Consider the following 25,344-nt stretch of genomic DNA (forward strand, 5'->3'; position numbering starts at 1 on the left):
CTGCAGCCAGCGCGGGAGATGTGCGGCACCTCGCGTCCCCAGGCCATGACCTGGCTGCTGGAACTCGAGTCGCTCACCGCGCCTTAAATATCCTTAATTCGCGTCAGGCAGAGGGTGGTGAGCATGCACATCCCCAACGCAATCCAGAACACGGCGTGATAGCTCCAGAACTCAGCCACCACTCCGGCCACCGATCCGGCGATAATCCAGCCCACACGGGTGGTATTGGTGTACAGCGTAGTGGCCGCGCCCGCCTGACCCGGCATCAAATCCTGGAAGTAAAGCATGCCAATCCCGGCAAGGATGCCAATATAGATGGCGTTCAGCAGCTGTAACCCCAGCAGCAGCACCGGCGAATGCGCAGTCAGCATCCCTGTATAGAACAGCAGGCCCGCAACGGCGGCAATGCGCATCAGGAAGCGTTTGCCGAAGCGTTTAGCGTAATAGCCCGCAATCAGCATGGTCGGGATTTCCAGCCCGGCCGCCGTGCCCATCATCACTCCCGCCAGTTTTTCCGACAGGTGCAGCTCGTTAATAATAAACAGCGGCATATTAATGATGTACAGGCTGTTCGTGCCCCACATCAAGGTGCAAACCGTAAACAGCAGCAGTGCGTCGCGTCGGTTGCGGCGCGGGGATTCCAGCACGCCGGTCGCCAGCTTTGGCTCTTTACGCATCGACGGCAGGAAAAACCACACCATCACGCCGCAGACCACAAACGCCACCGCCGCGCTGATATACATCACCGCAAAACCAAACCCCATCGCCAGCGCATAGGCCAGCGGCGGGCCGATAACCCACGCCAGTGATACCTGCGCACGCAGGATTGAGCTGAACATTACCGCCTCGCGCCCGGTGTGGTCGGCATGTTCCCGGGCAAGGGCAAACATCTGCGGGTTAGCGGTCGAGCCAAAGCTGCTGAGAAACACCCCGACAAACAGCAGCACGAAGTAGTTACGGTTCCAGGCGAACAGCAGGCAGGCGAATACGCCCATCAGGCAGCAAAAGACAATCAGCGATTTGCGATCGCCTTTCTTATCCGAACGACCCGCCAGAAACTGGCTGACGAGGATGCCGATAATGGCGCTTCCGGTAAAAAAGAAGCCAACCATCGCCGGACGGGCATGAACCTCGTTGGTGAGGAACAGACTCAGCGTCGGTGTTTGTAACGCACCGGCAATACCGGTGAGGAAGGCAACAATCAAAAACGCCGATGACGTCAAATCAAATGGCTTTGGTGAGGCGGCAGCGGGGGTTGTGTGCATGTTTCTGTATCAGTGATAGTGAAGAGACGCGGAGTTTACGCCGCTTGTCAGAAAATGAACAGGTGCCCGGATCAATTCCCCACAATAAATCAAAAGCCCGTTTCAGAATAAAAATTACTGTTGCTGAAGTTGCTGAAACGCAGCGGTAAAAAACAAAATAGAGAGGCTGAAGTGAATGGCCTGCAAAGAAAATGTGCTGCATATCTAACTTCTGCATGCTGAATTGTAACTTTACTTGCAAGGTTTTGTAGAAAGAGCAAGACTTCTTGAAACGTTTCAGCGCTATCGGGTATCAATCAGTTTCACCGGAATAGCGTATTTTTTTTCATGTTAGCTGAAACGATTCAATTTCAGCAGGAGTGGAGAACCATGTTCCAGTTATCCGTGCAGGACATCCATCCGGGCGAACAGGCCGGTACGAAAGAAGAGGCCATCCGTCAGGTGGCCACCGCGCTGGTGCAGGCAGGCAACGTCGCCGACGGTTACGTTGACGGCATGCTGGCGCGCGAGCTGCAAACCTCAACATTTCTCGGCAATGGCATCGCCATTCCGCATGGCACCACCGATACCCGCGATCAGGTGCTGAAAACCGGCGTTCAGGTCTATCAGTTCCCGCAGGGCGTCCTGTGGGGTGAAGGCCAGGTCGCCTACGTCGCGATCGGCATTGCCGCCAGCAGCGACGAACACCTCGGCCTGCTGCGCCAGCTGACGCACGTCCTGAGCGACGACGCCGTGGCTGAACAGCTCAAATCCGCGACCACTGCTGAAGAGCTGCGTGCGTTGCTGATGGGCGAGAAGCAGAGCGACGCGCTGAAGCTGGACAACGAAACGCTGACGCTGGACGTCGTCGCCTCCGATCTGGTGACCCTGCAGGCGCTCAACGCCGGTCGCCTGAAAGAAGCGGGCGCGGTGGATACCGCCTTCGTGGCCCACGCCATTAACGATACGCCGCTGAACCTCGGTCAGGGTATCTGGCTGAACGACAGCGCCGAGGGCAACCTGCGCAGCGCTATCGCGGTCAGCCGCGCGGCCACCGCCTTTGATACCGCAGGCGAAAAAACCGCGCTGCTGGTTACCGTCGCCATGGCCGATGAACAGCCGGTTGAGGTGCTTAAGCGCCTGAGCGACCTGCTGTTGAACAACAAAGCTGAAAAACTGCTGAACGCCGATGCCGCGACCCTGCTGGCGCTGCTGACCAGCGACGACGTTTCACTGGACGAACTGTTGAGCGCTGAATTTGTAGTGCGTAACGAACACGGCCTGCACGCTCGTCCGGGCACCATGCTGGTGAACACCATCAAGCAATTTAGCAGCGATGTGACCGTCACCAACCTCGACGGCAGCGGGAAACCGGCTAACGGCCGCAGCCTGATGAAAGTCGTCGCACTGGGCGTGAAGAAAGGTCACCGCCTGCGCTTCACCGCGCAAGGTGCCGATGCTGAACAGGCGCTGAAAGCGATTGGCGAAGCCATCGCAGCAGGCCTGGGGGAGGGCGCATAATGAGCAGACGTGTTGCAACTATTACGCTGAACCCGGCTTACGACCTGGTGGGTTTTTGCCCGGAAATTGAGCGCGGTGAAGTCAACCTCGTGCGTACCACTGGCCTGCACGCCGCCGGTAAAGGGATTAACGTCGCGAAAGTGCTCAAAGATCTCGGTATCGACGTCACAGTAGGTGGCTTCCTCGGTAAAGATAACCAGGATGGTTTCCAGCAGCTGTTCAGCGAGCTGGGGATCGCCAACCGTTTTCAGGTTGTGCAGGGCCGCACTCGCATCAACGTGAAAATGACCGAAAAAGACGGCGAAGTGACCGACCTGAACTTCTCCGGTTTTGAAGTCACTCCGTCCGACTGGGAGCGTTTTGTCACTGACTCCCTGACATGGCTTGGTCAGTTCGATATGGTGTGCGTCAGCGGCAGCCTGCCGTCCGGCGTCAGCCCTGAAGCCTTTACCGACTGGATGACGCGCCTGCGCAGCCAGTGTCCATGCATCATTTTTGACAGCAGCCGCGATGCGCTGGTAGCCGGTCTGAAAGCCGCGCCGTGGCTGGTGAAACCAAATCGTCGCGAACTTGAGATCTGGGCTGGCCGTAAGCTGCCAGAATTAAAGGATGTGATTGAAGCCGCCCATGCGCTGCGCGAGCAGGGTATCGCTCACGTGGTGATTTCGCTGGGCGCAGAAGGCGCGCTGTGGGTTAACGCGTCTGGCGAATGGATCGCCAAGCCGCCGTCAGTGGAAGTGGTTAGCACCGTTGGCGCAGGGGATTCGATGGTTGGCGGGCTGATTTATGGCCTGCTGATGCGTGAGTCCAGTGAGCATACTTTACGTCTTGCCACCGCCGTTGCTGCCCTGGCCGTTAGCCAGAGCAATGTCGGGATTACCGATCGTACCCAGTTGGCCGCGATGATGGCGCGTGTTGACTTGAAACCCTTTAACTAACAGCAGGAGAGGCATAATGAAAACGCTGCTGATTATTGACTCTGCCCTCGGACAGGCTCGCGCCTATATGGCGAAAACGTTGCTGAGTTCGGCAGGACATAAAGCACACCTTGATTTCATCGACAACCCGGGCGATGCCGAACTGGTCATCGTGCTGGCTGACAGCATCCCGGCTGACAGCGCGCTGAACGGCAAAAAAGTGTGGCTGGGCGATATCAATCGCGCCGTGGCACACCCGGAACTGTTCCTGAGCGAAGCGAAAGGCCATGCGGCGGTGTACAGCGCACCTGTTGCAGCCGCTGCCCCGGCAGTTGTCAGTGGTCCAAAACGCGTGGTCGCGATCACCGCTTGCCCAACCGGTGTAGCGCATACCTTTATGGCGGCTGAAGCCATTGAAACCGAAGCCAAAAAACGCGGCTGGTGGGTTAAAGTCGAAACCCGCGGCTCGGTGGGTGCCGGCAATGCTATCACCCCGGAAGAGGTGGCTGCAGCCGATCTGGTGATCGTCGCGGCGGATATTGAAGTGGACCTGGCGAAGTTTGCCGGTAAGCCGATGTACCGCACCTCTACCGGCCTGGCGTTGAAGAAAACGGCGCAAGAGCTGGATAAAGCGCAGGCAGAAGCGAAGCTGTATCAGCCTACGGGCAACACGGCATCCTCTGCCAGCGAAGGCAAGAAAGAGTCCGCGGGTGCCTATCGTCACCTGCTGACGGGCGTCTCTTACATGTTGCCGATGGTGGTAGCCGGTGGTCTGTGTATTGCGCTCTCGTTCGCCTTTGGTATCGAAGCCTTTAAAGAGCAGGGCACGCTGGCAGCGGCATTGATGCAGATTGGTGGCGGCTCGGCGTTTGCGCTGATGGTGCCAGTGCTGGCAGGTTACATTGCGTTTTCTATTGCGGATCGTCCAGGCCTGACGCCGGGTCTTATCGGCGGGATGCTGGCGGTAAGCACCGGTTCGGGCTTTATCGGCGGTATCATTGCCGGCTTCCTTGCGGGTTATGTGGCGAAGTTCATCAGCTCGAAGCTTAAGCTGCCGCAGAGTATGGAAGCGCTGAAACCGATCCTGATCATTCCGCTGTTCTCCAGCCTGGTGGTTGGCCTTGGCATGATCTACCTGATCGGCAAACCTGTTGCGGGCATCCTTGAAGGCCTGACCCACTGGCTGCAAACCATGGGCACAGCTAACGCGGTTCTGCTGGGTGCAATCCTCGGCGGCATGATGTGTACCGACATGGGTGGTCCGGTGAACAAAGCGGCCTACGCCTTCGGTGTTGGCCTGCTGAGTACCCAGACCTATGCCCCGATGGCGGCCATCATGGCGGCGGGTATGGTGCCTCCGCTGGCTCTGGGCCTGGCGACTATCATTGCCCGTCGTAAGTTCGACAAAGCACAGCAGGAAGGCGGTAAAGCGGCGCTGGTTCTGGGTCTGTGCTTTATCACCGAAGGGGCAATCCCGTTCGCTGCCCGTGACCCGATGCGCGTGCTGCCATGCTGTATCGTCGGTGGTGCGGTGACCGGTGCAATGTCGATGGCGATTGGCGCAAAACTGATGGCGCCGCACGGCGGTCTGTTTGTGCTGCTGATCCCTGGCGCTATCACCCCAGTACTGGGTTACCTGTTTGCGATTATCGCCGGTACGCTGGTGGCCGGTCTCTCTTACGCGGTGCTGAAGCGCCCGGAAGCTGAGGTCGTCGCTAAAGCGGCATAATCCATTGTAGAAAATAAAAGGCAGAGGAAACTCTGCCTTTTTTAATGGAATAACGTCGTAAAATTGTTTAACGGATCCATCTCCCGCGCCAGCGAGGTCAGTCGTTTTTTATCTTTAATGATGTAACCTGCCTTCTGTTTTACTAACACGCCGTCATGGGTAAATTGCGCAATAACAAATAACAGATGTCGATATGACACACCCATATATTCAGCAGCCTGCGTATGTTTTTCGCGATATATATCACAATTCTGTGTGAGTAAGATAAAGGCTGCCAGCCGGTTAATCAGCGGGAAAGACTGGTTTTGAGTTAAGGATACGATATTACGGTAATTTTTATGGCTTAACGCAACGCAAAGATTACGTAAAAAAGTCGCGTCATTTAATAATAAAGGACGATACTGTTTCATGGGCAATGCCAGACACCAGCACTCCTCAATGGCCTGTACCGCTCGTGGTTCGTGATCGGTGTCGACTAATTCAATTTCGCCAATAAAACAGGGCGCGCTAAAAAAATCGATCAATGAGACCTTCCCATTGGGCAGGGACGCGTACAGTTTAGCCCGCCCGCGCACCAGGTAGAAGAGATACGTCGGCTGACTGGCCTCTTTCACAATAAACCCCCCGGCTGGTACCTGAATTAGCCGGGTGTCATGTAAAATGTCCATAGAAAACCGCGTCTTATAGTTCGATTCCTCAATCAGCTGATATTTCAATACGTCATTGTGGATCTCTTTCACGGCAGCTTCCTGATGTGAGATTTCTCATATCCAGCATACGTTCTCCCTTGTTAGGATTCAATCGTCGAAATAAGCCCCTGTGTTTGATGTATTTGAATTAACGTAACAGCGAACTGAGGAAGTAAAAATGGAAAAGAGAAAGATTATTCTTGATTGCGATCCTGGCCATGATGATGCGATTGCTATAATGCTGGCGGCAAAACATCCTGCAATAGATTTATTAGGCATAACGATCGTCGCCGGTAATCAAACGTTGGATAAAACATTAGTGAATGGATTAAATGTTTGTCAGGCTCTTGATATTCATGTCCCGGTTTATGCGGGCATGCCCCAGCCTATTATGCGCCAACAAATCGTGGCCGATAATATTCATGGCGAAACAGGGCTGGACGGGCCAGTATTTGCGCCATTGATGCGCAACGCTGAAAGCACCCATGCGGTGAAATACATTATTGATACTCTGATGGAAAGTGAGGGCGATATCACCCTGGTTCCCGTCGGCCCGCTGACGAACATTGCGGTGGCAATGCGTATGCAGCCCGCTATTTTGCCTAAAATTCGCGAAATCGTGCTAATGGGCGGGGCATACGGTACAGGCAATTTCACACCGTCTGCCGAATTTAATATCTTCGCCGACCCGGAAGCGGCCCGCGTTGTCTTCACCTCCGGCGTGCCACTGGTGATGATGGGCCTGGATCTCACCAACCAGACAGTTTGCACCGCCGACGTTATTGCCAGAATGGAAAAAGCGGGCGGTCCGGCCGGTAAATTGTTTAGCGACATCATGAATTTCACCCTCAAAACGCAATTCGAAAACTACGGCTTAGCCGGGGGGCCGGTGCATGACGCCACCTGTATCGGTTATCTCATTAATCCTGTCGGGATTAAAACGCAGGATATGTACGTCGAAATCGACGTAAACAGTGGCCCCTGCTATGGCCGTACCGTGTGCGATGAGCTGGGCGTTCTGGGTAAACCGGCGAATACCAAAGTGGGTATCACTATCGATACCGACTGGTTCTGGGATTTAGTGGAAGAGTGCGTGCGTAAGTACGCCTGATTTCCCTGAGTGCAGGCCGTGACGGGTAATCATTGGTTACCCGTCACGCGATCCAACCGGCCATTTTTTATGCCGTGACGTCTGCTGTTTGTTGCGCCTTCAGCCACGCAATCTCTTCGGCCCAGATATCCGGATTAATGGTTTCCAGTACCATCGGGATACCGTCAAAGCGCGGGTCCTGCATGATAAAGCGGAACGCATCATGGCCGATATTGCCTTCGCCCAGGCTGTGGTGGCGGTCGACGCGGCTGCCAAAAGCGCTTTTGGCGTCGTTCAGGTGCATGCCGCGCAGGTAGTTGAAACCGACGATGCGCTCGAATTCGGCGAAAGTTTTCTCACACTCTTCAATGCTGCGCAGGTCGTAGCCCGCGGCAAAGGCGTGACAGGTATCAATGCAGACCCCGACGCGGGTTTTGTCTTCCACGCCGTCGATGATTGCCGCCAGGTGTTCAAAGCGGAAGCCGAGGTTGCTGCCCTGTCCGGCGGTGTTTTCAATCACCGCTGTCACCCCTTCGGTTTGCGCCAGGACGATATTGATTGATTCGGCGATCCGCGCCAGACAGGCGTCTTCGTCGATCTGCGTCAGGTGGCTGCCAGGGTGGAAGTTCAGCAGCGTCAGGCCGAGCTGTTCGCAGCGCTGCATCTCATCAAGGAACGCCTCGCGGGACTTATCCAGCGCCTCCTGAACCGGGTGGCCCAGGTTAATCAGGTAGCTGTCGTGGGGCAGGATCTGGCCAGGGCCGAAATGGTACTTTTCACAGGCCGCTTTGAACTCATCAATCACCTGAGTGGTTAACGGCGCGGCGCGCCACTGGCGCTGATTTTTGGTGAACAGGGCGAAAGCGGTCGCCTCGATTTCGGCGGCACGAATGGCGGCATTGGCCAGACCACCAGCAGCGCTGACGTGCGCTCCAACATATTTCATATAAAACTCCCGTTAACCTGCAAACGCATATGATAGCGGGTTAACGGGAGAAGGTTGAAATGGTTTATGCCATCAGGCTATGAACCGCCAGGTTGATGGCGCCGCCGCCCACAATCAGCCAGACAAACAGCAGCAGGGCCATCAGCAGCGGTTTGGCACCGGCTTTTTTCAGCGCACTGACGTGGGTGGTTAAGCCCAGCGCCGCCATCGCCATCGCCAGCAGAACGGTATCAAGCGTTACCAGCATATCCACCACGGCTTTCGGCAGCAGATGGAACGAGTTAAACACCGCCACCACAATAAACAGGATTGCAAACCACGGTATGGTAATTTTGCTTTTCTCACCGCTGCCTGCTGGGGCCAGCTGTTTTACCCGCGCGGCCAGAATCAGCAGAAACGGTGCCAGCATCATGACGCGCAGCATTTTAGCGATCACCGCCGCATTTTCCGCTTCCGGGCTGATGGCGTGACCGGCGGCCACTACCTGCGCCACTTCATGCATCGTCGAACCGATGTAAATCCCGTAGGTTTCCGGGCTAAACCAGTGCGCCACCAGCGGATACATCGCCGGGTAGAGGAAGATCGCCAGCGTCCCGAAGATCACCACGGTCGCCACCGCCACGGTGACTTTGCTGGATTCTGCTTTGACCACCGGCTCGGTCGCCAGCACCGCAGCCGCGCCGCAGATGCTGCTGCCTGCCCCAATCAGCCAGCTGGTCTGTTTATCCAGTCCGAACACCTTCTGCCCGATAACGCAGGCCAGGATAAAGGTGCTGGTCAGGGTTAATACGTCGATGGCGATCCCGCTGACCCCGACGTCGGCAATCTGCGCAAAAGTCAGGCGAAAACCGTACAGGATGATCCCAAGGCGCAGCAGGTGCTGTTTGGCGAACAGAACCCCGCCGTCGCACGGTTTATGGATCCGCGGGTAGAGGGTGTTACCAACCACCATCCCCAGCAGGATGGCCAGCGTCAGAGCGCTGAAGCCTGCTCCCGCAACTGCCGGAATACTGCCGCCCCATAACGCGACGCCGGTGACCAGTGCACTCAGCGCCAGGCCCGGAACGTAATGCCACATGGAATGCTGATGCTGTAGAGTGAGTGTTGTCATAACCTTCTCCTTTATCTGGCTAAAAGGTTACGGCGCTCTGGTTTAAAAATAAAATTGATTATATATTTATAATTAATCTCTATAAGTGGTAAGCAACGCGCTTGCCGTACCGGATAGCCCCCTATGCACATTACGTTACGCCAGCTCGAAGTGTTCGCCGAGGTGCTGAAAAGCGGGTCAACGACCCAGGCTTCACAAATGCTGTCACTGTCGCAGTCTGCCGTCAGTGCCGCCCTGACCGATCTGGAAGGTCAGCTTGGCGTTCAGCTGTTCGACAGGGTAGGGAAGCGGCTGGTGGTCAACGAACACGGGCGCTTGCTCTACCCGCGGGCGCTGGCCCTGCTGGAGCAGACCGTCGAAATCGAACAGCTGTTTCGCGAGGATAACGGTGCCATCCGCGTCTCTGCCAGCAGCACCATCGGCAACTACATCCTGCCGGAAGTGATTGCCCGCTACCGCCGCGACTTCCCTGCGCTGCCGCTGGAGATGAGCGTCGGCAACAGCCAGGACGTGATCAATGCGGTGATCGATTTTCGGGTCGACATCGGGCTTATCGAAGGGCCATGCCATAACGCCGACGTCATCGCCGAGCCGTGGCTTGAAGATGAGCTGGTGGTCTTTGCCTCGCCCGCTTCGCCTTTACTGCAGCAGGAGATCACGCTGGAGCTGCTGGCGCAGGCACCGTGGATTTTGCGCGAGCGGGGTTCCGGTACGCGCGAGATCGTCGACTATCTGCTGCTCTCGCACCTGCCGCAGTTTCAGATGGGCATGGAGCTGGGCAACTCAGAGGCCATCAAGCACGCGGTGCGTCACGGCCTGGGCATCAGCTGCCTGTCGCGCAGGGTGATTGCCGAGCAGCTGGAATCCGGTTCGCTTGTGGAAATACCCGTTCCGGTTCCCCGGCTGGTGCGCACCCTGTGGCGCATTCATCATCGCCAGAAGCACCTCTCCAACTCCCTGCAGCGCTTCCTGCGCTACTGCGCGCAATAGCTTGTCACCCTCTTCGTCAGGGGAGGGTGCAATCTCTGCGATCTCAGCTTTACTTATAATCCTGGACCGGTCATGAAGCTCTCTTATAACAGGGCATTTGTGCCGGAAGGAACGCGGATCGTCTGCTACAATCTCGCCTCATTTTTTGAATGGACAGCATTTTCATATGGTTTCCGAAACTAAAACCACAGAAGCGCCCGCGCTACGTCGCGAACTCAAGGCGCGTCACCTGACGATGATCGCCATTGGTGGTTCTATCGGTACAGGGTTATTTGTCGCCTCTGGTGCGACCATTTCTGCAGCGGGCCCTGGCGGCGCGCTCTTTTCCTATATTCTGATCGGTTTGATGGTCTATTTCCTGATGACCAGCCTGGGCGAACTGGCGGCGTACATGCCGGTATCCGGTTCCTTTGCGACCTACGGCCAGAAATATGTCGAAGAAGGCTTCGGCTTCGCGCTGGGCTGGAACTACTGGTACAACTGGGCGGTGACCATCGCCGTTGACCTGGTGGCCGCGCAGCTGGTGATGTCCTGGTGGTTCCCGGACACGCCGGGCTGGATCTGGAGCGCCGTGTTCATGGCGGTGATTTTCCTGCTGAACTACATCTCCGTGCGCGGCTTCGGCGAGGCGGAATATTGGTTCTCGCTGATCAAAGTCGCCACCATCGTCATCTTTATTGCCGTGGGCATCGCGATGATCTTCGGTATCTTCCAGGGTGCCAAACCGGCGGGCTGGAGCAACTGGGCGATTGGCGATGCGCCGTTTGCCGGGGGCTTCGCGGCGATGATTGGCGTGGCGATGATCGTCGGCTTCTCCTTCCAGGGTACCGAGCTCATCGGGATTGCGGCCGCAGAATCCGAAGATCCGCAGAAGAACATTCCGCGCGCGGTGCGTCAGGTGTTCTGGCGTATCCTGCTGTTCTATGTGTTCGCGATTCTGATTATCAGCCTGATTATCCCGTATACCGATCCGAGCCTGCTGCGCAACGATGTTAAAGACATCAGCGTCAGCCCGTTCACGCTGGTGTTCCAGCATGCGGGTCTGCTCTCGGCGGCGGCAGTGATGAACGCGGTGATCCTGACGGCGGTCCTGTCTGCGGGCAACTCCGGCATGTATGCCTCAACCCGTATGCTCTATTCTCTGGCCTGCGACGGCAAAGCGCCGCGTATTTTCGCGAAGCTGTCCCGTGGCGGCGTGCCGCGTAACGCGTTGTATGCGACCACTGTGATTGCCTGCCTGTGTTTCCTGACCTCGATGTTCGGCAACCAGACCGTCTACCTGTGGCTGTTGAATACCTCCGGGATGACGGGCTTTATCGCGTGGCTCGGTATCGCCATCAGCCACTACCGTTTCCGTCGCGGCTACGTGAAGCAAGGGTTTGATATTAACAACCTGCCGTACCGCTCCGGGTTCTTCCCGCTGGGACCGATCTTCGCTTTTGTACTGTGTCTGATCATCACCCTTGGACAGAACTACGAAGCCTTCCTGGCCGACACCATTGACTGGGGCGGCGTGGCAGCAACCTATATTGGTATCCCGCTGTTCCTGATCATCTGGTTTGGCTACAAGTTGACGAAAGGATCGAAATTCGTTCGCTACAGCGAAATGGAATTCCCGGACAGCGTTAAAAAGTAATTGCCTCTCTCTCCAACCCGCTCATCCGAGCGGGTTTTTTTATCTCCACAGTATGAAAAATTGACATAACTTTTAACAATTGAATTGATAATAGTTATCGTTTGCTTTATCGTTAGCATCGCAATGAAAAGGATGAAGGAGTGGACGTCATCGCCCTGGTCAGGGGAGGACGCCGCCGCCACACCTGCAAAGAAATACTGAGCCGATTCGCCAGAGAAGCGGGCGGCATGCGATGCGATGTGAGCAATATAGAGTTGATTTTGTTGTGTTTACCTCATGGAGATTTGGAATGTTTAGGTTGAATCCCTTCGTACGGGGAGGACTGTGCGCGTCTGCTCTGTCCTTAGCCCTGCCGGTTGTTGCCGCTGAATCTGGCGAAACGATGGTTGTTACTGCATCGGCCAATGAACAAAACCTGAAAGATGCCCCTGCCAGTATCAGCGTTATCACCCAGCAGGATCTGCAGCGCAAACCGGTGCAGAACCTGAGAGATGTGTTACAGGAAGTTCCGGGCGTGCAACTCACCAACGAAGGAGACAACCGCCAGGGCGTCAGCATTCGTGGACTCGACAGCAGCTACACGCTGATCCTGATTGACGGTAAGCGCGTCAACTCGCGCAATGCGGTCTTTCGTCATAACGACTTCGATCTTAACTGGATCCCGGTTGACGCCATCGATCGTATCGAAGTAGTGCGTGGGCCGATGTCCTCGCTGTACGGCTCCGATGCGCTGGGCGGCGTGGTGAACATCATCACCAAAAAAATTGGTCAGAAATGGACCGGCACGCTCACCGCAGACACTACCATCCAGGAACACCGCGACCGCGGCGACACCTATGGCGGCCAGTTCTATACCAGCGGCCCGCTGGTGGACGGCGTTCTCGGCCTGAAAGCCTTCGGCAGCGTGCAGCAGCGCGACAAAGACAAACCGCAGGAATCGACGACCACCGCCACCGGTGAAACCCCGCGTATCGAAGGCTTTACCAGCCGCGACGCCAACGTCGAATTCGCCTGGACACCGAACGAAAATCATGACTTCACCGCAGGCTACGGCTTTGACCGCCAGGACCGGGACTCCGACTCGCTGGATCAGAACCGCCTTGAACGCCAGAACTACTCTCTGAGCCACAATGGCCGCTGGGGGCTGGGCAACAGCGAACTGAAGTTCTACGGTGAGAAAGTCGAGAATAAGAATCCGGGCAACAGCAGCCCGATCACCTCCGAAAACACCTCCCTTGACGGCAAATATGTTCTGCCGCTGAGTGATATCAACCAGTTGGTGACCCTCGGTGGCGAATGGCGTCACGACAAGCTGAAAGATCCGGTTAACCTGACGGGCGGCAGCAGCAGTAATACGTCTGCCAACCAGTACGCGCTGTTTATCGAAGACGAATGGCGGATCTTCGAGCCACTGGCGTTGACCACCGGCGTGCGTATGGATGACCACGAAACTTACGGCGACCACTGGAGCCCGCGTGCCTACCTGGTCTATAACGCGACCGATACCGTGACGGTGAAAGGGGGCTGGGCAACGGCCTTCAAAGCACCCTCCCTGCTGCAGCTCAGCCCTGACTGGACCACCGGGTCCTGCCGTGGTGCCTGTGAGATTGTCGGGAGCCCGGATCTGAAGCCGGAAACCAGCGAAAGCGTCGAACTGGGTCTCTACTATACCGGCGAAGAGGGATGGTTAGAGGGCGTGCAGGCCAGCGTCACCGCCTTCCAGAATGATGTCGACGATCGGATCAGCATCCTGCGTACCGCGAACGTCAACCAGGCACAGAGCTACCCGAACTATGTCGGTCTGAACGCCGATGGCGAGCCGATTTTCCGCTATTACAACGTTAACAAGGCACGTATTCGTGGCCTGGAGACGGAGCTGAAATTCCCGCTGGCCGAAGACTGGCGGGTGAGCCTGAACTACACCTACAACGACGGACGTGATGTCAGCAACGGCGACAACAAGCCGCTCTCCGATCTGCCGTTCCATACCGCAAACGGTACGGTTGACTGGCAGGCATCGCAGGCGTGGTCCTTCTACGTGCAGGGTAACTATACCGGTGAAAAACGTACCGTTACCAGCGGCGGCACAACGCCGGGCGGCTACGTGGTGTGGAACACCGGGGGCGCATGGCAGGCGAGCAAAAACGTCAAGCTGCGCGCGGGCGTCATGAACCTGATGGATAAAGACCTCAGCCGCGACGACTACACCTACAACGAAGATGGACGCCGTTACTTTATGGCGGTGGATTACCAGTTCTGATGCATGAAATGCCGGGCGGCACTGCGCTTGCCTGGCCATGGGTTGATGCCCTCTCCCTTTAGGAGAGGGCATCAGGCCGCGCTTACTTCAATAAATACTGCGCATGGAAGCGCAGATGATCGTCGATAAACGACGCCATGAAGTAGTAACTGTGATCGTAGCCTGGCTGGATACGCAGCGTCAGCGGCCAGGATGTCTGGCGTGCGGCTTCGGCCAGCACCGCGGGCTGCAACTGGCTGGCGAGGAACTGATCGCCATCACCCTGATCGATAAGCGTCGGGATCGCCTGTTCCGGCTGGCTGGCCAGCATTAGCGCACAGCTGTCCCATGCCTGCCAGCTCGCCGTATCTTCACCCAGATAGGCCGAGAACGCTTTTTGTCCCCACGGCACCTGGGTCGGATTCACAATTGGCGCAAAGGCCGACACGCTGACATATTTACCCGGGTTTTTCAGCGCCATGATCAGCGCGCCGTGTCCACCCATTGAATGCCCGCTGATGGCGCAGCGATCGCTAACCGCGAACTCCGCCTGAATCAGCGCAGGCAGCTCATCGCGCAGGTAATCGTACATCCGGTAGTGACGCGCCCAGGGTTGCTGGGTGGCGTTGAGATAGAACCCGGCGCCTTTGCCCAGGTCGTAACCGGCGTCGTCTGCCACGTCATCGCCGCGCGGGCTGGTGTCGGGCATCACCAGGGCGATCCCCAGCTCAGCGGCCACGCGCTGGGCGCCTGCTTTGGTGGTGAAGTTTTCATCATTGCAGGTCAGGCCGGAGAGCCAGTACAGCACCGGCGGTTTAGCCGCGCCGTCGGTAGGCGGCAGGAAAATGCTGAACGTCATCGCGCAGTTCAGCACCGCGGAGTCATGCCGCCAGCGCTGCTGCCGACCTTCAAAACAGTGGTGCTCTTCGAGCAGTTCCATGCAGGGCTCCTTCAGGAAGGTGATATCGATGTATGAAAGCCATAATACAATTATTCAATAACGTGTGAGCAACTTTCACTTCCGCATTAACCTCATATCCTGCATCATGAATTTACGAAACTTTAACAACTGGAGTGGTCATGGCGCTGCGTATCGCGCTCAGCGGATTTGTGGTTCTGGTCGTTGCGATGGGAATAGGGCGCTTTGCCTTTACCCCGCAGGTGCCGCTGATGATTGCCGCCGGGCAACTCACCCTGACCAGCGCCGGGCTGGTGGCCGCCATGAACTACCTTGGCTATCTGGTGGGGGCGTGGGATGCCATGCGGGCGCACCGCTTTGTCGAAGGCCGCCTGTGGCTGGGGATCATCGGCGCCGTGGCGCTGACGTTGCTCTCGGCGGTAGCCGATAACGCCGTTATTCACGGGCTGCTACGCTTTGTTATTGGCTGCATGAGCGGCTGGTCGATGGTGCTGATTGCCGCCTGGACCAACGAGCGGCTGGCCCATTTTGCGAAGCCGGGCCTGAGTGCGGCGGTATTTGCCGGGCCGGGAGCCGGGATCGCCATCAGCGGGCTGCTGGCAGTGTGGATCCAGGCGCAAGGGCTCTCTGCCGGGGCCGCCTGGCAAATTTACGGCGTGCTGGCGCTGGTGCTGGTGGCGCTGATTGCCCGCTATCTGCCGCGTGCCGGGCAACTGCACCGTCCGGGCTCTACGCCCGAGCCGCTGACGCTGACCCGCGACTTACGTCGTCTGGTCTGGAGCTACAGCCTCGCCGGGTTTGGCTACATCCTCCCGGCGACTTTTCTGTCGCAGATGGCGGCGTTGCGCTTTCCCGGCAGCGTGTTTGCTCAGTTTGTCTGGCCGGTCTTTGGCGTTGCCGCGATGCTCGGCATTGCCCTGAGCATCGCCCTGCGTCATGTTTCCACCACGCATCGCAGGCTGGCGCTGGTGCTGTGGCTGCAGGCGGTGGGGGTCATTGCTGCCTGGCTGCTGCCGGGGATGGCCGGTCTGGTGACCGGAGCATTGCTGGTGGGCGGCGGATTTTTATGCGCGGTGCAGCTGTCGTTGCTGTATGGCCGCGAACTGGCCCCAAACCACACCCGGTATATGGCCGGACTGCTGACCACCGGCTATGCCGTCGGGCAGCTTGTCGGCCCGATGACCTCGGCGCTGTCGAGCTGGCTGACCCATCAGCTTGAGCCCGCACTGGGCCTGGCCGGACTCGCGCTGCTTATCGCGGGCGGGCTGGTCTGGCAGCGTCAGGCTGAAAGGTAACGGCAATCGGAATAATTATCGCGGTGAATACTGGATTATGCTCGCCGCCTCGCGCACAATGAGTGCACATTTTGCCCCACGAAGGGTAGAAGAGCGTCACACCTGCAGGAGAACAGAATGTCATCAATGAGTAAAGAAGCAGCACTTGTCCACGAAGCGCTGGTTGCGCACGGCCTTGAAACCCCGTTGCGTCCACCGGTTCAGGATCTGGACAATGAAACACGTAAACGTCTCATTTCCGGGCACATGACCGAAATCATGCAGCTGCTGAATCTCGATTTGAGCGATGACAGTCTGATGGAGACCCCACGTCGCATCGCCAAAATGTATGTCGATGAGATCTTCTCCGGTCTGGATTACGCCAATTTCCCGAAAATCACCGTCATTGAAAATAAAATGAAGGTCGATGAGATGGTGACGGTGCGCGATATCACCCTGACCAGCACCTGCGAGCATCACTTTGTGACCATCGACGGGAAAGCAACGGTGGCCTATATCCCGAAAGACGCGGTGATTGGCCTGTCGAAGATTAACCGCATTGTGCAGTTCTTTGCCCAGCGTCCGCAGGTGCAGGAGCGTTTAACCCAGCAGATCCTTACCGCGCTGCAAACGCTGCTGGGCACCAATAACGTGGCGGTATCCATTGACGCCGTGCATTACTGCGTGAAAGCGCGCGGCATTCGTGATGCCACCAGCGCCACCACCACGACCTCGCTGGGCGGTCTGTTTAAATCCAGCCAGAACACCCGTCAGGAGTTCCTGCGCGCCGTGCGTCACCACAACTGATCGTCAGGGCAGAGTACATGGAGAGAAATGTCACGCTGGATTTCGTCCGTGGCGTCGCGATTCTGGGTATTCTGCTGCTGAATATCAGCGCCTTCGGTTTACCGAAGGCCGCCTATCTTAACCCCGCCTGGTATGGCGACATCACCCTGCGCGACGCCTGGACATGGGCGGCGCTGGATCTGTTCGCCCAGGTTAAATTCCTCACCCTGTTTGCCCTGCTGTTTGGCGCAGGGCTCCAGCTGTTGCTGAAACGCGGCAAACGCTGGATCCAGGCCCGGCTCTCCCTGCTGGTGCTGCTCGGTTTCATTCATGGCATCTTCTTCTGGGATGGCGACATTCTGCTGGCTTACGGGCTGGTGGGGCTGATCTGCTGGCGTATCATCCGCGATGCCCATGACGTCAAAAACCTGTTCAATACCGGCGTGGTGCTGTTTGTCATCGGCGTGGCCATTTTGCTGCTGCTGGGGATGATCTCCGGCGGATCCACCAACCGTTCGTGGGTGCCGGATGCGGCGAATCTACAGTATGAGCAGTTCTGGAAGTTGGGCGGCGGCATGGAAGCGGTCAGCAACCGCGTCGATATGCTGGGCAGCAACTTGCTGGCCCTTGGCGCACAGTATGGCTGGCAGCTGGCGGGGATGATGCTGATTGGCGCTGCGCTGATGCGCACCGGCTGGCTGCGGGGCGAATTCAGCCTGCGGCACTACCGACGCACCGGCTTCTGGCTGGTGCTGATTGGGCTGGTGATTAACCTGCCTGCGGTGATTGCGCAGTGGCAGCTCAACTGGGACTACCGCTGGTGCGCCTTCCTGCTGCAGGCCCCCCGGGAACTGAGCGCACCGTTCCAGACGATTGGCTATGCTGCGCTAATCTACGGCTTCTGGCCGCAGCTCAGCCGCTTTCGGCTGGTGATGGCGATTGCCTGCGTCGGTCGGATGGCGCTCAGTAACTACATTTTACAAACCCTTATCTGCACCACGCTGTTCTATCATTTAGGTTTGTTTATGCATTTTGACCGTCTGCAGCTGCTGGCCTTTGTCCCGCTGGTGTGGCTGGCGAACATCCTCTTCTCTCTTCTCTGGCTGCGCTACTTCCGCCAGGGGCCCCTCGAATGGTGCTGGCGGCAATTAACCGCACGTGCATCAGGGGTATCATCAAACAATACATCCGGATAACGATCCAGATCACAATCATTAACAAAACGGATGTAACCGTTTTCATCGTTGTGAGCTTCTTCACGTAGTCGCTGCCTTGTCGCTGCCAGAATAGTCACCTTGCTAAACACAGGGGGTGTCTGTGAGTTGCTGCAATCTAAATAAGTGTGGTGAATATGATCACCATTCGTGACGTCGCCCGTCAGGCGGGCGTCTCTGTCGCCACGGTCTCCCGGGTATTAAACAATAGCGCGCTGGTCAGCCCGGAAACACGCGAGTGCGTGATGAAGGCGGTGACGGCGCTGGGCTACCGTCCCAATGCCAACGCGCAGGCGCTGGCAACCCAGGTGAGCGACACCATCGGCGTGGTGGTGATGGACGTGTCTGACGCCTTCTTTGGCGCGCTGGTCAAAGCCGTCGATATGGTCGCCCAGGAGCACAACAAATATGTGCTGATTGGCAACAGCTATCACGAGGCGGAAAAAGAGCGCAATGCCATTGAGGTGCTGATTCGCCAGCGCTGTAACGCCCTGATAGTCCACTCCAAAGCGTTAAGCGACGAAGAGCTGTCGGTGCTGATGGCGCAGATCCCCGGCATGGTGCTGATTAACCGCATCGTGCCCGGCTTCGCCCATCGCTGCGTCTGCCTGGATAACGTCAGCGGCGCGATGATGGCGACGCGAATGCTGGTCAATAACGGCCATCAGCGCATCGGCTATCTGGCGTCCAGTCACCGGGTCGAGGATGACGACATGCGTCGTGAAGGCTGGCAGAAAGCGCTGCTGGAGCAGGGGATCACCGCCTCAGAAAGCTGGATTGGTACCGGTGCGCCGGATATGCAGGGTGGGGAAGCCGCGATGGTGGAACTGCTCGGGCGCAACCTGCAGCTGACGGCGGTCTTTGCTTACAACGACAGCATGGCCGCAGGCGCCTTGACGGCGTTAAAAGACAACGGCATTGCGGTGCCACAGCATTTGTCATTGATTGGTTTCGATGATATCCCGATTGCCCGTTACACCGACCCGCAGCTGACCACCGTACGTTACCCGATCGCCTCTATGGCGCGGCTGGCCACTGAGCTGGCGTTACAGGGTGCCGCAGGCACGCTGGATCTCAATGCAACACACTGTTTCATGCCGACTTTAGTGCGTCGCCACTCGGTTGCCATTCGGCAAATTGTGGCTCCGATCACTAACTGATAATGAGGGGTGATGTAACCGTTTTCAATCTGTGAGTAAATTCACAGTATCTTAACAAGGCGCTGACTATGATGTCAGCGTTTTAGAGAGTGAAACGCTATGTAACGGTGATTAATCACTTTCACTATAGCCAAGGTACGAGAAACAACCAAAAAAACGCATTCTGGAGCGTTACCGACCAAGGAAGATAGAAATTTTATAAGTGGACTTCGGCCGGCGTTAACGTTTCATTAACATGCTGCCTGCCGATCGTTATTCACACAAACTACCCTGCATAAAAACCGGAGATATCATGAATAAGAAGGTGTTGGCTCTGTCTGCTGTGATGGCAAGTATGCTTTTTGGGGCGGCCGCGCACGCTGCAGATAGCCGTATTGGTGTGACTATCTATAAATACGACGACAACTTCATGTCTGTTGTACGTAAAGCAATTGAGAAAGAAGGTAAAGACGCATCTGGCATTCAGCTGCTGATGAATGACTCCCAGAACGACCAGTCCAAACAGAACGACCAGATCGACGTTCTGCTGGCAAAAGGCGTGAAAGCACTGGCAATCAACCTGGTTGACCCGGCTGCTGCTGGCACCGTTATCGATAAAGCACGTGGTCAGAATGTGCCAATCGTGTTCTTCAACAAAGAACCTTCCCGTAAAGCGCTGGATAGCTACGACAAAGCCTTCTACGTGGGTACCGACTCCAAAGAATCCGGCATTATTCAGGGCGACCTGATTGCTAAACACTGGGCGGCAAACCCGAACTGGGATCTAAACAAAGACGGTCAGATTCAGTTCGTGCTGCTGAAAGGCGAGCCGGGCCACCCGGATGCTGAAGCCCGTACCACTTACGTTATCAAAGAGCTGAACGACAAGGGTCTGAAAACCCAACAGCTGGCTTTAGATACCGCAATGTGGGACACCGCGATGGCGAAAGATAAGATGGATGCCTGGCTGTCCGGCCCGAACGCGAACAAAATCGAAGTCATTATCGCCAACAACGATGCGATGGCAATGGGTGCAATTGAAGCATTGAAAGCACACAACAAATCCTCTATCCCGGTCTTCGGTGTGGATGCCCTGCCTGAAGCGCTGTCACTGGTTAAATCTGGCGCAATGGCCGGTACTGTTCTGAACGATGCGAACAACCAGGCGAAAGCAACCTTCGATCTGGCGAAAAACCTGGCAGAAGGCAAAGGCGCTGCTGACGGTACAAACTGGAAAATTGAGAACAAAGTTGTTCGCGTACCGTACGTTGGCGTAGATAAAGAAAACCTGGCGCAGTTCACCAGCAAATAAGTTTTAGCACTCCCGGGGCGCAGATTCTGCGCCCTTTTATCACGCGATCTGCGAGGCCGATAAGGTATAATTATGGTCAGCACAAATACTCAGTCGTCCGGTGAATACTTGTTGGAAATGAGCAGTATCAACAAGTCTTTCCCCGGCGTTAAAGCACTGGATAATGTTAATTTAAAAGTACGGCCTCACTCCATTCACGCATTGATGGGGGAGAACGGCGCGGGTAAATCAACATTATTGAAATGCTTATTTGGGATCTATCAAAAAGATTCTGGCAGCATTGTTTTTCAGGGGAAAGAGATCGATTTCCATTCTGCCAAAGAAGCACTGGAAAATGGTATTTCGATGGTTCACCAGGAACTTAACCTGGTGCTTCAGCGTTCTGTGATGGACAATATGTGGCTGGGTCGTTATCCGACTAAAGGCCTGTTTGTCGATCAGGACAAAATGTATCGCGACACCAAAGCTATTTTTGATGAACTGGATATTGATATCGATCCGCGGGCCCGCGTCGGTACGTTATCCGTTTCACAGATGCAGATGATTGAAATCGCGAAGGCTTTTTCCTATAACGCCAAAATCGTTATTATGGATGAGCCTACCTCTTCGTTAACGGAGAAAGAGGTGAACCACCTGTTCACCATTATTCGTAAGCTGAAGGATCGCGGATGCGGCATCGTCTATATCTCACACAAAATGGAAGAGATCTTCCAGCTGTGTGACGAAATCACGGTCCTGCGCGACGGCCAGTGGATTGCCACTCAGCCGCTGGAAGGGCTGGACATGGACAAGATCATCGCCATGATGGTCGGCCGTTCCCTGAACCAGCGTTTCCCGCACAAAGAGAACAAGCCGGGTGAAGTGATTCTGGAAGTTCGCAACCTGACCTCGTTGCGCCAGCCTTCTATTCGCGATATTTCGTTCGACCTGCACAAAGGCGAGATCCTCGGGATTGCCGGTCTGGTGGGGGCCAAACGTACCGATATCGTCGAAACCCTGTTCGGTATTCGTGAGAAATCCGGCGGGACAATTACCCTGCACGGTAAAAAAATTAATAACCACAACGCCAACGAAGCCATTAACCACGGCTTTGCGCTGGTGACCGAAGAGCGTCGCTCGACCGGTATTTACGCTTATCTGGATATTAACTTTAACTCCTTAATTTCTAATATTCACAATTATAAAAATAAAATCGGTCTGCTGGATAATTCCCGTATGAAGAGCGATACCCAGTGGGTTATTGACTCGATGCGCGTAAAAACCCCAGGGCACCGTACGCAAATTGGCTCGCTGTCAGGGGGTAACCAGCAAAAGGTTATTATCGGGCGCTGGCTGTTAACCCAGCCGGAAATTCTGATGCTGGATGAACCTACTCGTGGTATTGACGTAGGGGCAAAATTTGAGATTTATCAGCTGATTGCTGAGCTGGCCAAGAAAGATAAAGGGATCATTATTATTTCTTCCGAAATGCCGGAATTGTTAGGGATCACAGACCGTATTCTGGTAATGAGTAATGGTCTCGTTGCCGGAATTGTTGACACCAAAACGACTACGCAAAACGAAATTTTGCGTCTTGCGTCTTTGCACCTTTAAGATTAGGGGCTCCTCATGAGTGCGTTGAATCAAAAAAGTTTTCTCACTTATCTGAAAGAAGGCGGTCTTTACGTTGTTCTTTTAGTTTTGCTGGCCATTATTATTTTCCAGGACCCTACGTTCTTAAGTCTGCTGAACCTGAGTAACATTCTGACTCAGTCTTCTGTACGCATTATCATTGCGCTGGGCGTGGCAGGTCTGATTGTCACCCAGGGTACTGACCTGTCAGCCGGTCGCCAGGTCGGTCTTGCCGCGGTGGTCGCGGCAACGTTACTGCAGTCGATGGAGAACGCTAACAAGGTGTTCCCGGAAATGGCGACCATGCCGATTATCGTGGTGGTCCTGATTGTTTGCGCCATTGGTGCCGTCATCGGTCTGGTTAACGGCATCATCATCGCGTATCTGAACGTGACTCCGTTCATTACCACGCTGGGTACGATGATCATCGTTTACGGTATCAACTCCCTGTACTACGACTTCGTGGGCGCATCACCGATTTCCGGGTTTGACAGCGGCTTCTCGACCTTTACGCAGGGCTTTATCGCGCTGGGCAGCTTCCGCCTGTCATACATCACCTTCTACGCGCTGATTGCGGTGGCCTTTGTTTGGGTACTGTGGAACAAAACCCGCTTCGGTAAGAACATCTTCGCTATTGGCGGTAACCCGGAAGCGGCGAAAGTATCAGGTGTTAACGTTGCGCTGAACCTGCTGGTGATCTATGCCCTGTCAGGGGTGTTCTACGCCTTCGGTGGCTTGCTGGAAGCGGGTCGTATCGGCTCGGCGACGAACAACCTCGGCTTTATGTATGAACTGGATGCGATTGCCGCATGCGTCGTGGGTGGCGTGTCCTTCAGTGGCGGTGTGGGTACCGTTCTGGGCGTGGTGACCGGTGTTATCATCTTCACCGTTATCAACTACGGTCTGACCTACATCGGCGTGAACCCGTACTGGCAGTACATTATTAAAGGCGGAATCATCATCTTCGCGGTTGCGCTGGATTCCCTGAAGTACGCTCGTAAGAAGTAATCATCCTGTAGCTGACAAAACCCGCTCATATCGAGCGGGTTTTTTTATGCTAAGAGGGCAGCGATCAGCGTTTTGATACAGGGACCAGGCCTCAGGTTCTGTTTATATACCTGCGCTGCGTGTTATCCCCGCGAGACCATTAATGTCACTTATCTCACTCATCAGTGAGCAGAGAGGAGACTTACACGTGATATATCACGCATAAGTTATTCGCTGAGGTTTTCTATTTCTGCAGTTCCAGCAACTGCTCTGGCGTCACCGCCGGATACCCCTGGGCATCTTCCGGCACTTCGGTCATCGCAGGGATCGACACCAGCGGGCCTAAAAAGCGCGGCTCGCGTTTGAAGATATACAGATCGGCCAGCGCGCCCAGACGGGCGCCAAATTCACGTACCCGGACGGTGAGCATATCTTTTGGTGAAGGGACGGCATAGCACTGGGCCTGAATCCCCCGGTGCAGGGCGATAAACAGCGCGCGCTCGCAGTGGAAGCGCTGAGTGATGATGATGAAATCGTTGGTATCAAACACTTTACGCGTGCGGATGATTGAATCGAGGGTTCTGAAACCAGCGTAATCGAGCACGATATCAGCCGGATCGACGCCCGCGGCAATCAAATCCTTCCGCATCGTGACCGGCTCATTATAACTTTGTAGCGCGTTGTCGCCGCTCAGCAGAAGGTAATTCACTTTGCCGCTGTTATACGCGTTGAGGGCGCCCTGAATACGGTAGCGGTAATACTGATTGATCACCCCGGTGCGATAATACTTGGCGGTACCAAGCACCACGCCCACCTGGCGGTAGGGTAAATCCTGCAGGTCATCAAAGATGTAGGGAGCCGTTTTCCAGCTCATCCAGCGGTCAAGAGCCAATGCAGTCAACAGCACGATGCCGATCAGGACAACCAGGCTGTAAAACATGCGCTTCAACATACAGATGACTCATACCTAAGATGAAATTTCAATCAGGCTACTTTACCCGTCTGGTAAGCGCAAGAAACGGCGGTTCAACTGGAGGGATTTTCATCAGATCTGCGGGCATTGCTGCCCGCATCAAACATTACGCCAGCAAAACGCGGTCCACGTTGGTGCAGCCCAGCGCACGCAGCGTGGCGGCGGTGGCATCCCACTGGATCAGCGGCGCATCGGCCTTTTCCGCCAGTATGGCGCGCTGAATGTCCGGGTAGTCGTAGCCGTTCAGGCTGAGCAGGTTCAGCGCCCCCTGCAAGGGTGGCAGGGTCGGGTTAAAGGCGGCGTTCTCGGCATAGCTGCCGGTAAAGATGCGACCATCGCGGCACTCCAGCGCCACGCCGCTTGGCGAGTTGCTGTACGGCGCATGGCACGTGTTGGCTGCCTGGATTGCCGCCTGCGCCAGCTCGTCGCCGGTCAGTGGATAGCCATGATCCTGCTCGTCCATCAGCAAGGTTTTAATCTCCAGATCTTTGGGTCCGAAGGCGTCTGGCAGGTAATCGGCCAGCGTGTGCGGATCGCGGCCTGGCAGGTTGATACGCAGCTGCAAACCGCTGTTCAGCTCGTTCATAAACTGACGGCAATGACCGCAGGGGGTGTAGTTGACGGTAATGGCCTGCAGGGTTTTTTCGCCGCGCAGCCAGGCGTGACTGATGGCGCTCTGCTCGGCATGCACGGTCTGCTGCATGGTCGCCCCGAGGAACTCCATGTTACCGCCGAAGTACCAGGTGCCACTGACGCCGCGCGCAATTGCGCCAACGTTGAAATGGGAGAGATCGGCGCGGGCGCAGGCAGCCGCCAACGGCAGCAGGGCGAAGGCCAGCGCGTCATCATCCAGATCCGTGGCACGTTTCAGTCCGGCAACCTGTTCAGCTGTGAGCAGGGCGGGGAAGTGTGCATCCGCCAGAACCGGGGCCAGGGCTGACTGCAAATTCTCTGCAAGCTGAGCGAAAGCTGATTGAAAACGTGGATGCATGGCGTTGCCTCATAAGGGTTAATGGA

21 protein-coding genes are annotated in these 25,344 nt (G+C 56.0%); 14 read left to right on the forward strand and 7 right to left on the reverse strand.

Features of this window, described 5'->3' with window-relative positions:
• Positions 1 to 83: 83 nt before the first annotated feature.
• Entirely contained in the window at positions 84 to 1,265 is a 1,182-nt protein-coding gene (gene setB / locus ACRDD5_RS02805; protein ID WP_271282771.1) for a sugar efflux transporter SetB, read from the reverse strand.
• A 369-nt stretch (positions 1,266 to 1,634) separates the two neighbouring features.
• Between setB and fruB the strand changes: the two genes are divergently transcribed.
• The 3 genes from fruB to fruA are packed head-to-tail and all read left to right on the forward strand — an operon-like array spanning position 1,635 to position 5,411.
• Positions 1,635 to 2,765: a fused PTS fructose transporter subunit IIA/HPr protein gene (fruB, locus tag ACRDD5_RS02810; protein WP_438675856.1), complete on the forward strand. Its 1,131-nt coding sequence runs from the start codon at positions 1,635 to 1,637 to the stop codon at positions 2,763 to 2,765.
• Positions 2,765 to 3,703 (forward strand): 1-phosphofructokinase, encoded by a 939-nt coding sequence (gene fruK / locus ACRDD5_RS02815; RefSeq protein ID WP_271282768.1) that lies wholly within the window; start codon positions 2,765 to 2,767, stop codon positions 3,701 to 3,703. The genes fruB and fruK overlap by 1 nt, the downstream gene beginning before the upstream one ends.
• A 16-nt stretch (positions 3,704 to 3,719) precedes the next feature.
• A complete protein-coding gene (gene fruA, locus ACRDD5_RS02820; protein WP_271282767.1) occupies positions 3,720 to 5,411 on the forward strand; it encodes a PTS fructose transporter subunit IIBC in 1,692 nt (563 codons plus the stop codon).
• Between the two features lie 41 nt (positions 5,412 to 5,452).
• On the opposite strand, the gene ACRDD5_RS02825 is transcribed toward fruA, so the two are convergent.
• Complete coding sequence (locus ACRDD5_RS02825; protein WP_438675857.1) at positions 5,453 to 6,151, reverse strand: transcriptional regulator YeiL; 699 nt, start codon at positions 6,149 to 6,151, stop codon at positions 5,453 to 5,455.
• Positions 6,152 to 6,278: 127 nt separating this feature from the next.
• Here ACRDD5_RS02825 and rihB point away from each other — a divergent pair, with 127 nt between their 5' ends.
• On the forward strand, positions 6,279 to 7,211 hold the full coding sequence (rihB, locus tag ACRDD5_RS02830; protein WP_438675858.1) for a ribosylpyrimidine nucleosidase: 933 nt from the start codon (positions 6,279 to 6,281) through the stop codon (positions 7,209 to 7,211).
• A gap of 67 nt (positions 7,212 to 7,278) precedes the next feature.
• Here rihB and nfo read toward each other — a convergent pair whose 3' ends face one another.
• Together nfo and ACRDD5_RS02840 are read right to left on the reverse strand one after the other, a co-directional pair.
• Complete coding sequence (nfo, locus tag ACRDD5_RS02835) at positions 7,279 to 8,136, reverse strand: deoxyribonuclease IV (RefSeq protein WP_438675859.1); 858 nt, start codon at positions 8,134 to 8,136, stop codon at positions 7,279 to 7,281.
• Positions 8,137 to 8,200: 64 nt separating this feature from the next.
• Positions 8,201 to 9,247, reverse strand: a complete 1,047-nt coding sequence (locus tag ACRDD5_RS02840; protein ID WP_271282763.1) for a YeiH family protein — start codon at positions 9,245 to 9,247, stop codon at positions 8,201 to 8,203.
• A 123-nt stretch (positions 9,248 to 9,370) separates the two neighbouring features.
• Between ACRDD5_RS02840 and yieE the strand changes: the two genes are divergently transcribed.
• From yieE to cirA, 3 genes are all read left to right on the forward strand, one after another.
• A complete protein-coding gene (yieE, locus tag ACRDD5_RS02845; protein WP_271282762.1) occupies positions 9,371 to 10,237 on the forward strand; it encodes a DNA-binding transcriptional regulator YeiE in 867 nt (288 codons plus the stop codon).
• Positions 10,238 to 10,403: 166 nt separating this feature from the next.
• Positions 10,404 to 11,873 (forward strand): amino acid permease, encoded by a 1,470-nt coding sequence (locus ACRDD5_RS02850; RefSeq protein ID WP_271282761.1) that lies wholly within the window; start codon positions 10,404 to 10,406, stop codon positions 11,871 to 11,873.
• Positions 11,874 to 12,162: 289 nt separating this feature from the next.
• Positions 12,163 to 14,133, forward strand: a complete 1,971-nt coding sequence (gene cirA / locus ACRDD5_RS02855) for a catecholate siderophore receptor CirA (RefSeq protein WP_438675860.1) — start codon at positions 12,163 to 12,165, stop codon at positions 14,131 to 14,133.
• A gap of 82 nt (positions 14,134 to 14,215) precedes the next feature.
• On the opposite strand, the gene fghA is transcribed toward cirA, so the two are convergent.
• Positions 14,216 to 15,052, reverse strand: coding sequence for an S-formylglutathione hydrolase (fghA, locus tag ACRDD5_RS02860; protein WP_438675861.1), 837 nt, complete (start codon positions 15,050 to 15,052; stop codon positions 14,216 to 14,218).
• 140 nt (positions 15,053 to 15,192) lie between these two features.
• On the opposite strand from fghA, the gene ACRDD5_RS02865 reads away from it, so the two are divergent.
• The 7 genes from ACRDD5_RS02865 (at position 15,193) to mglC (ending at position 23,375) form a co-directional block, all read left to right on the forward strand.
• Complete coding sequence (locus ACRDD5_RS02865; RefSeq protein WP_438675862.1) at positions 15,193 to 16,326, forward strand: YbfB/YjiJ family MFS transporter; 1,134 nt, start codon at positions 15,193 to 15,195, stop codon at positions 16,324 to 16,326.
• Positions 16,327 to 16,443: 117 nt separating this feature from the next.
• Positions 16,444 to 17,112 (forward strand): GTP cyclohydrolase I FolE, encoded by a 669-nt coding sequence (folE, locus tag ACRDD5_RS02870; RefSeq protein WP_271282757.1) that lies wholly within the window; start codon positions 16,444 to 16,446, stop codon positions 17,110 to 17,112.
• 17 nt (positions 17,113 to 17,129) lie between these two features.
• Positions 17,130 to 18,287, forward strand: coding sequence for a DUF418 domain-containing protein YeiB (gene yeiB, locus ACRDD5_RS02875; protein WP_438675863.1), 1,158 nt, complete (start codon positions 17,130 to 17,132; stop codon positions 18,285 to 18,287).
• Positions 18,288 to 18,442: 155 nt separating this feature from the next.
• Positions 18,443 to 19,465 (forward strand): HTH-type transcriptional regulator GalS, encoded by a 1,023-nt coding sequence (gene galS, locus ACRDD5_RS02880; RefSeq protein ID WP_271282755.1) that lies wholly within the window; start codon positions 18,443 to 18,445, stop codon positions 19,463 to 19,465.
• Positions 19,466 to 19,757: 292 nt separating this feature from the next.
• Complete coding sequence (mglB, locus tag ACRDD5_RS02885; protein WP_438675864.1) at positions 19,758 to 20,756, forward strand: galactose/glucose ABC transporter substrate-binding protein MglB; 999 nt, start codon at positions 19,758 to 19,760, stop codon at positions 20,754 to 20,756.
• A 72-nt stretch (positions 20,757 to 20,828) separates the two neighbouring features.
• Positions 20,829 to 22,349, forward strand: coding sequence for a galactose/methyl galactoside ABC transporter ATP-binding protein MglA (gene mglA, locus ACRDD5_RS02890; protein ID WP_271282753.1), 1,521 nt, complete (start codon positions 20,829 to 20,831; stop codon positions 22,347 to 22,349).
• A 15-nt stretch (positions 22,350 to 22,364) separates the two neighbouring features.
• The gene (gene mglC / locus ACRDD5_RS02895) at positions 22,365 to 23,375 is read left to right on the forward strand and encodes a galactose/methyl galactoside ABC transporter permease MglC (RefSeq protein ID WP_438675865.1); all 1,011 of its coding nucleotides are present in this window, start codon (positions 22,365 to 22,367) and stop codon (positions 23,373 to 23,375) included.
• Positions 23,376 to 23,598: 223 nt separating this feature from the next.
• On the opposite strand, the gene sanA is transcribed toward mglC, so the two are convergent.
• Positions 23,599 to 24,306: an outer membrane permeability protein SanA gene (gene sanA, locus ACRDD5_RS02900; RefSeq protein ID WP_438675866.1), complete on the reverse strand. Its 708-nt coding sequence runs from the start codon at positions 24,304 to 24,306 to the stop codon at positions 23,599 to 23,601.
• Positions 24,307 to 24,433: 127 nt separating this feature from the next.
• On the reverse strand, positions 24,434 to 25,318 hold the full coding sequence (cdd, locus tag ACRDD5_RS02905; protein ID WP_438675867.1) for a cytidine deaminase: 885 nt from the start codon (positions 25,316 to 25,318) through the stop codon (positions 24,434 to 24,436).
• Positions 25,319 to 25,344: the final 26 nt, after the last annotated feature.

It is taken from the genome of Silvania sp., assembly GCF_051656365.1.
GTDB lineage: Bacteria > Pseudomonadota > Gammaproteobacteria > Enterobacterales > Enterobacteriaceae > Enterobacter > Enterobacter hatchlandensis.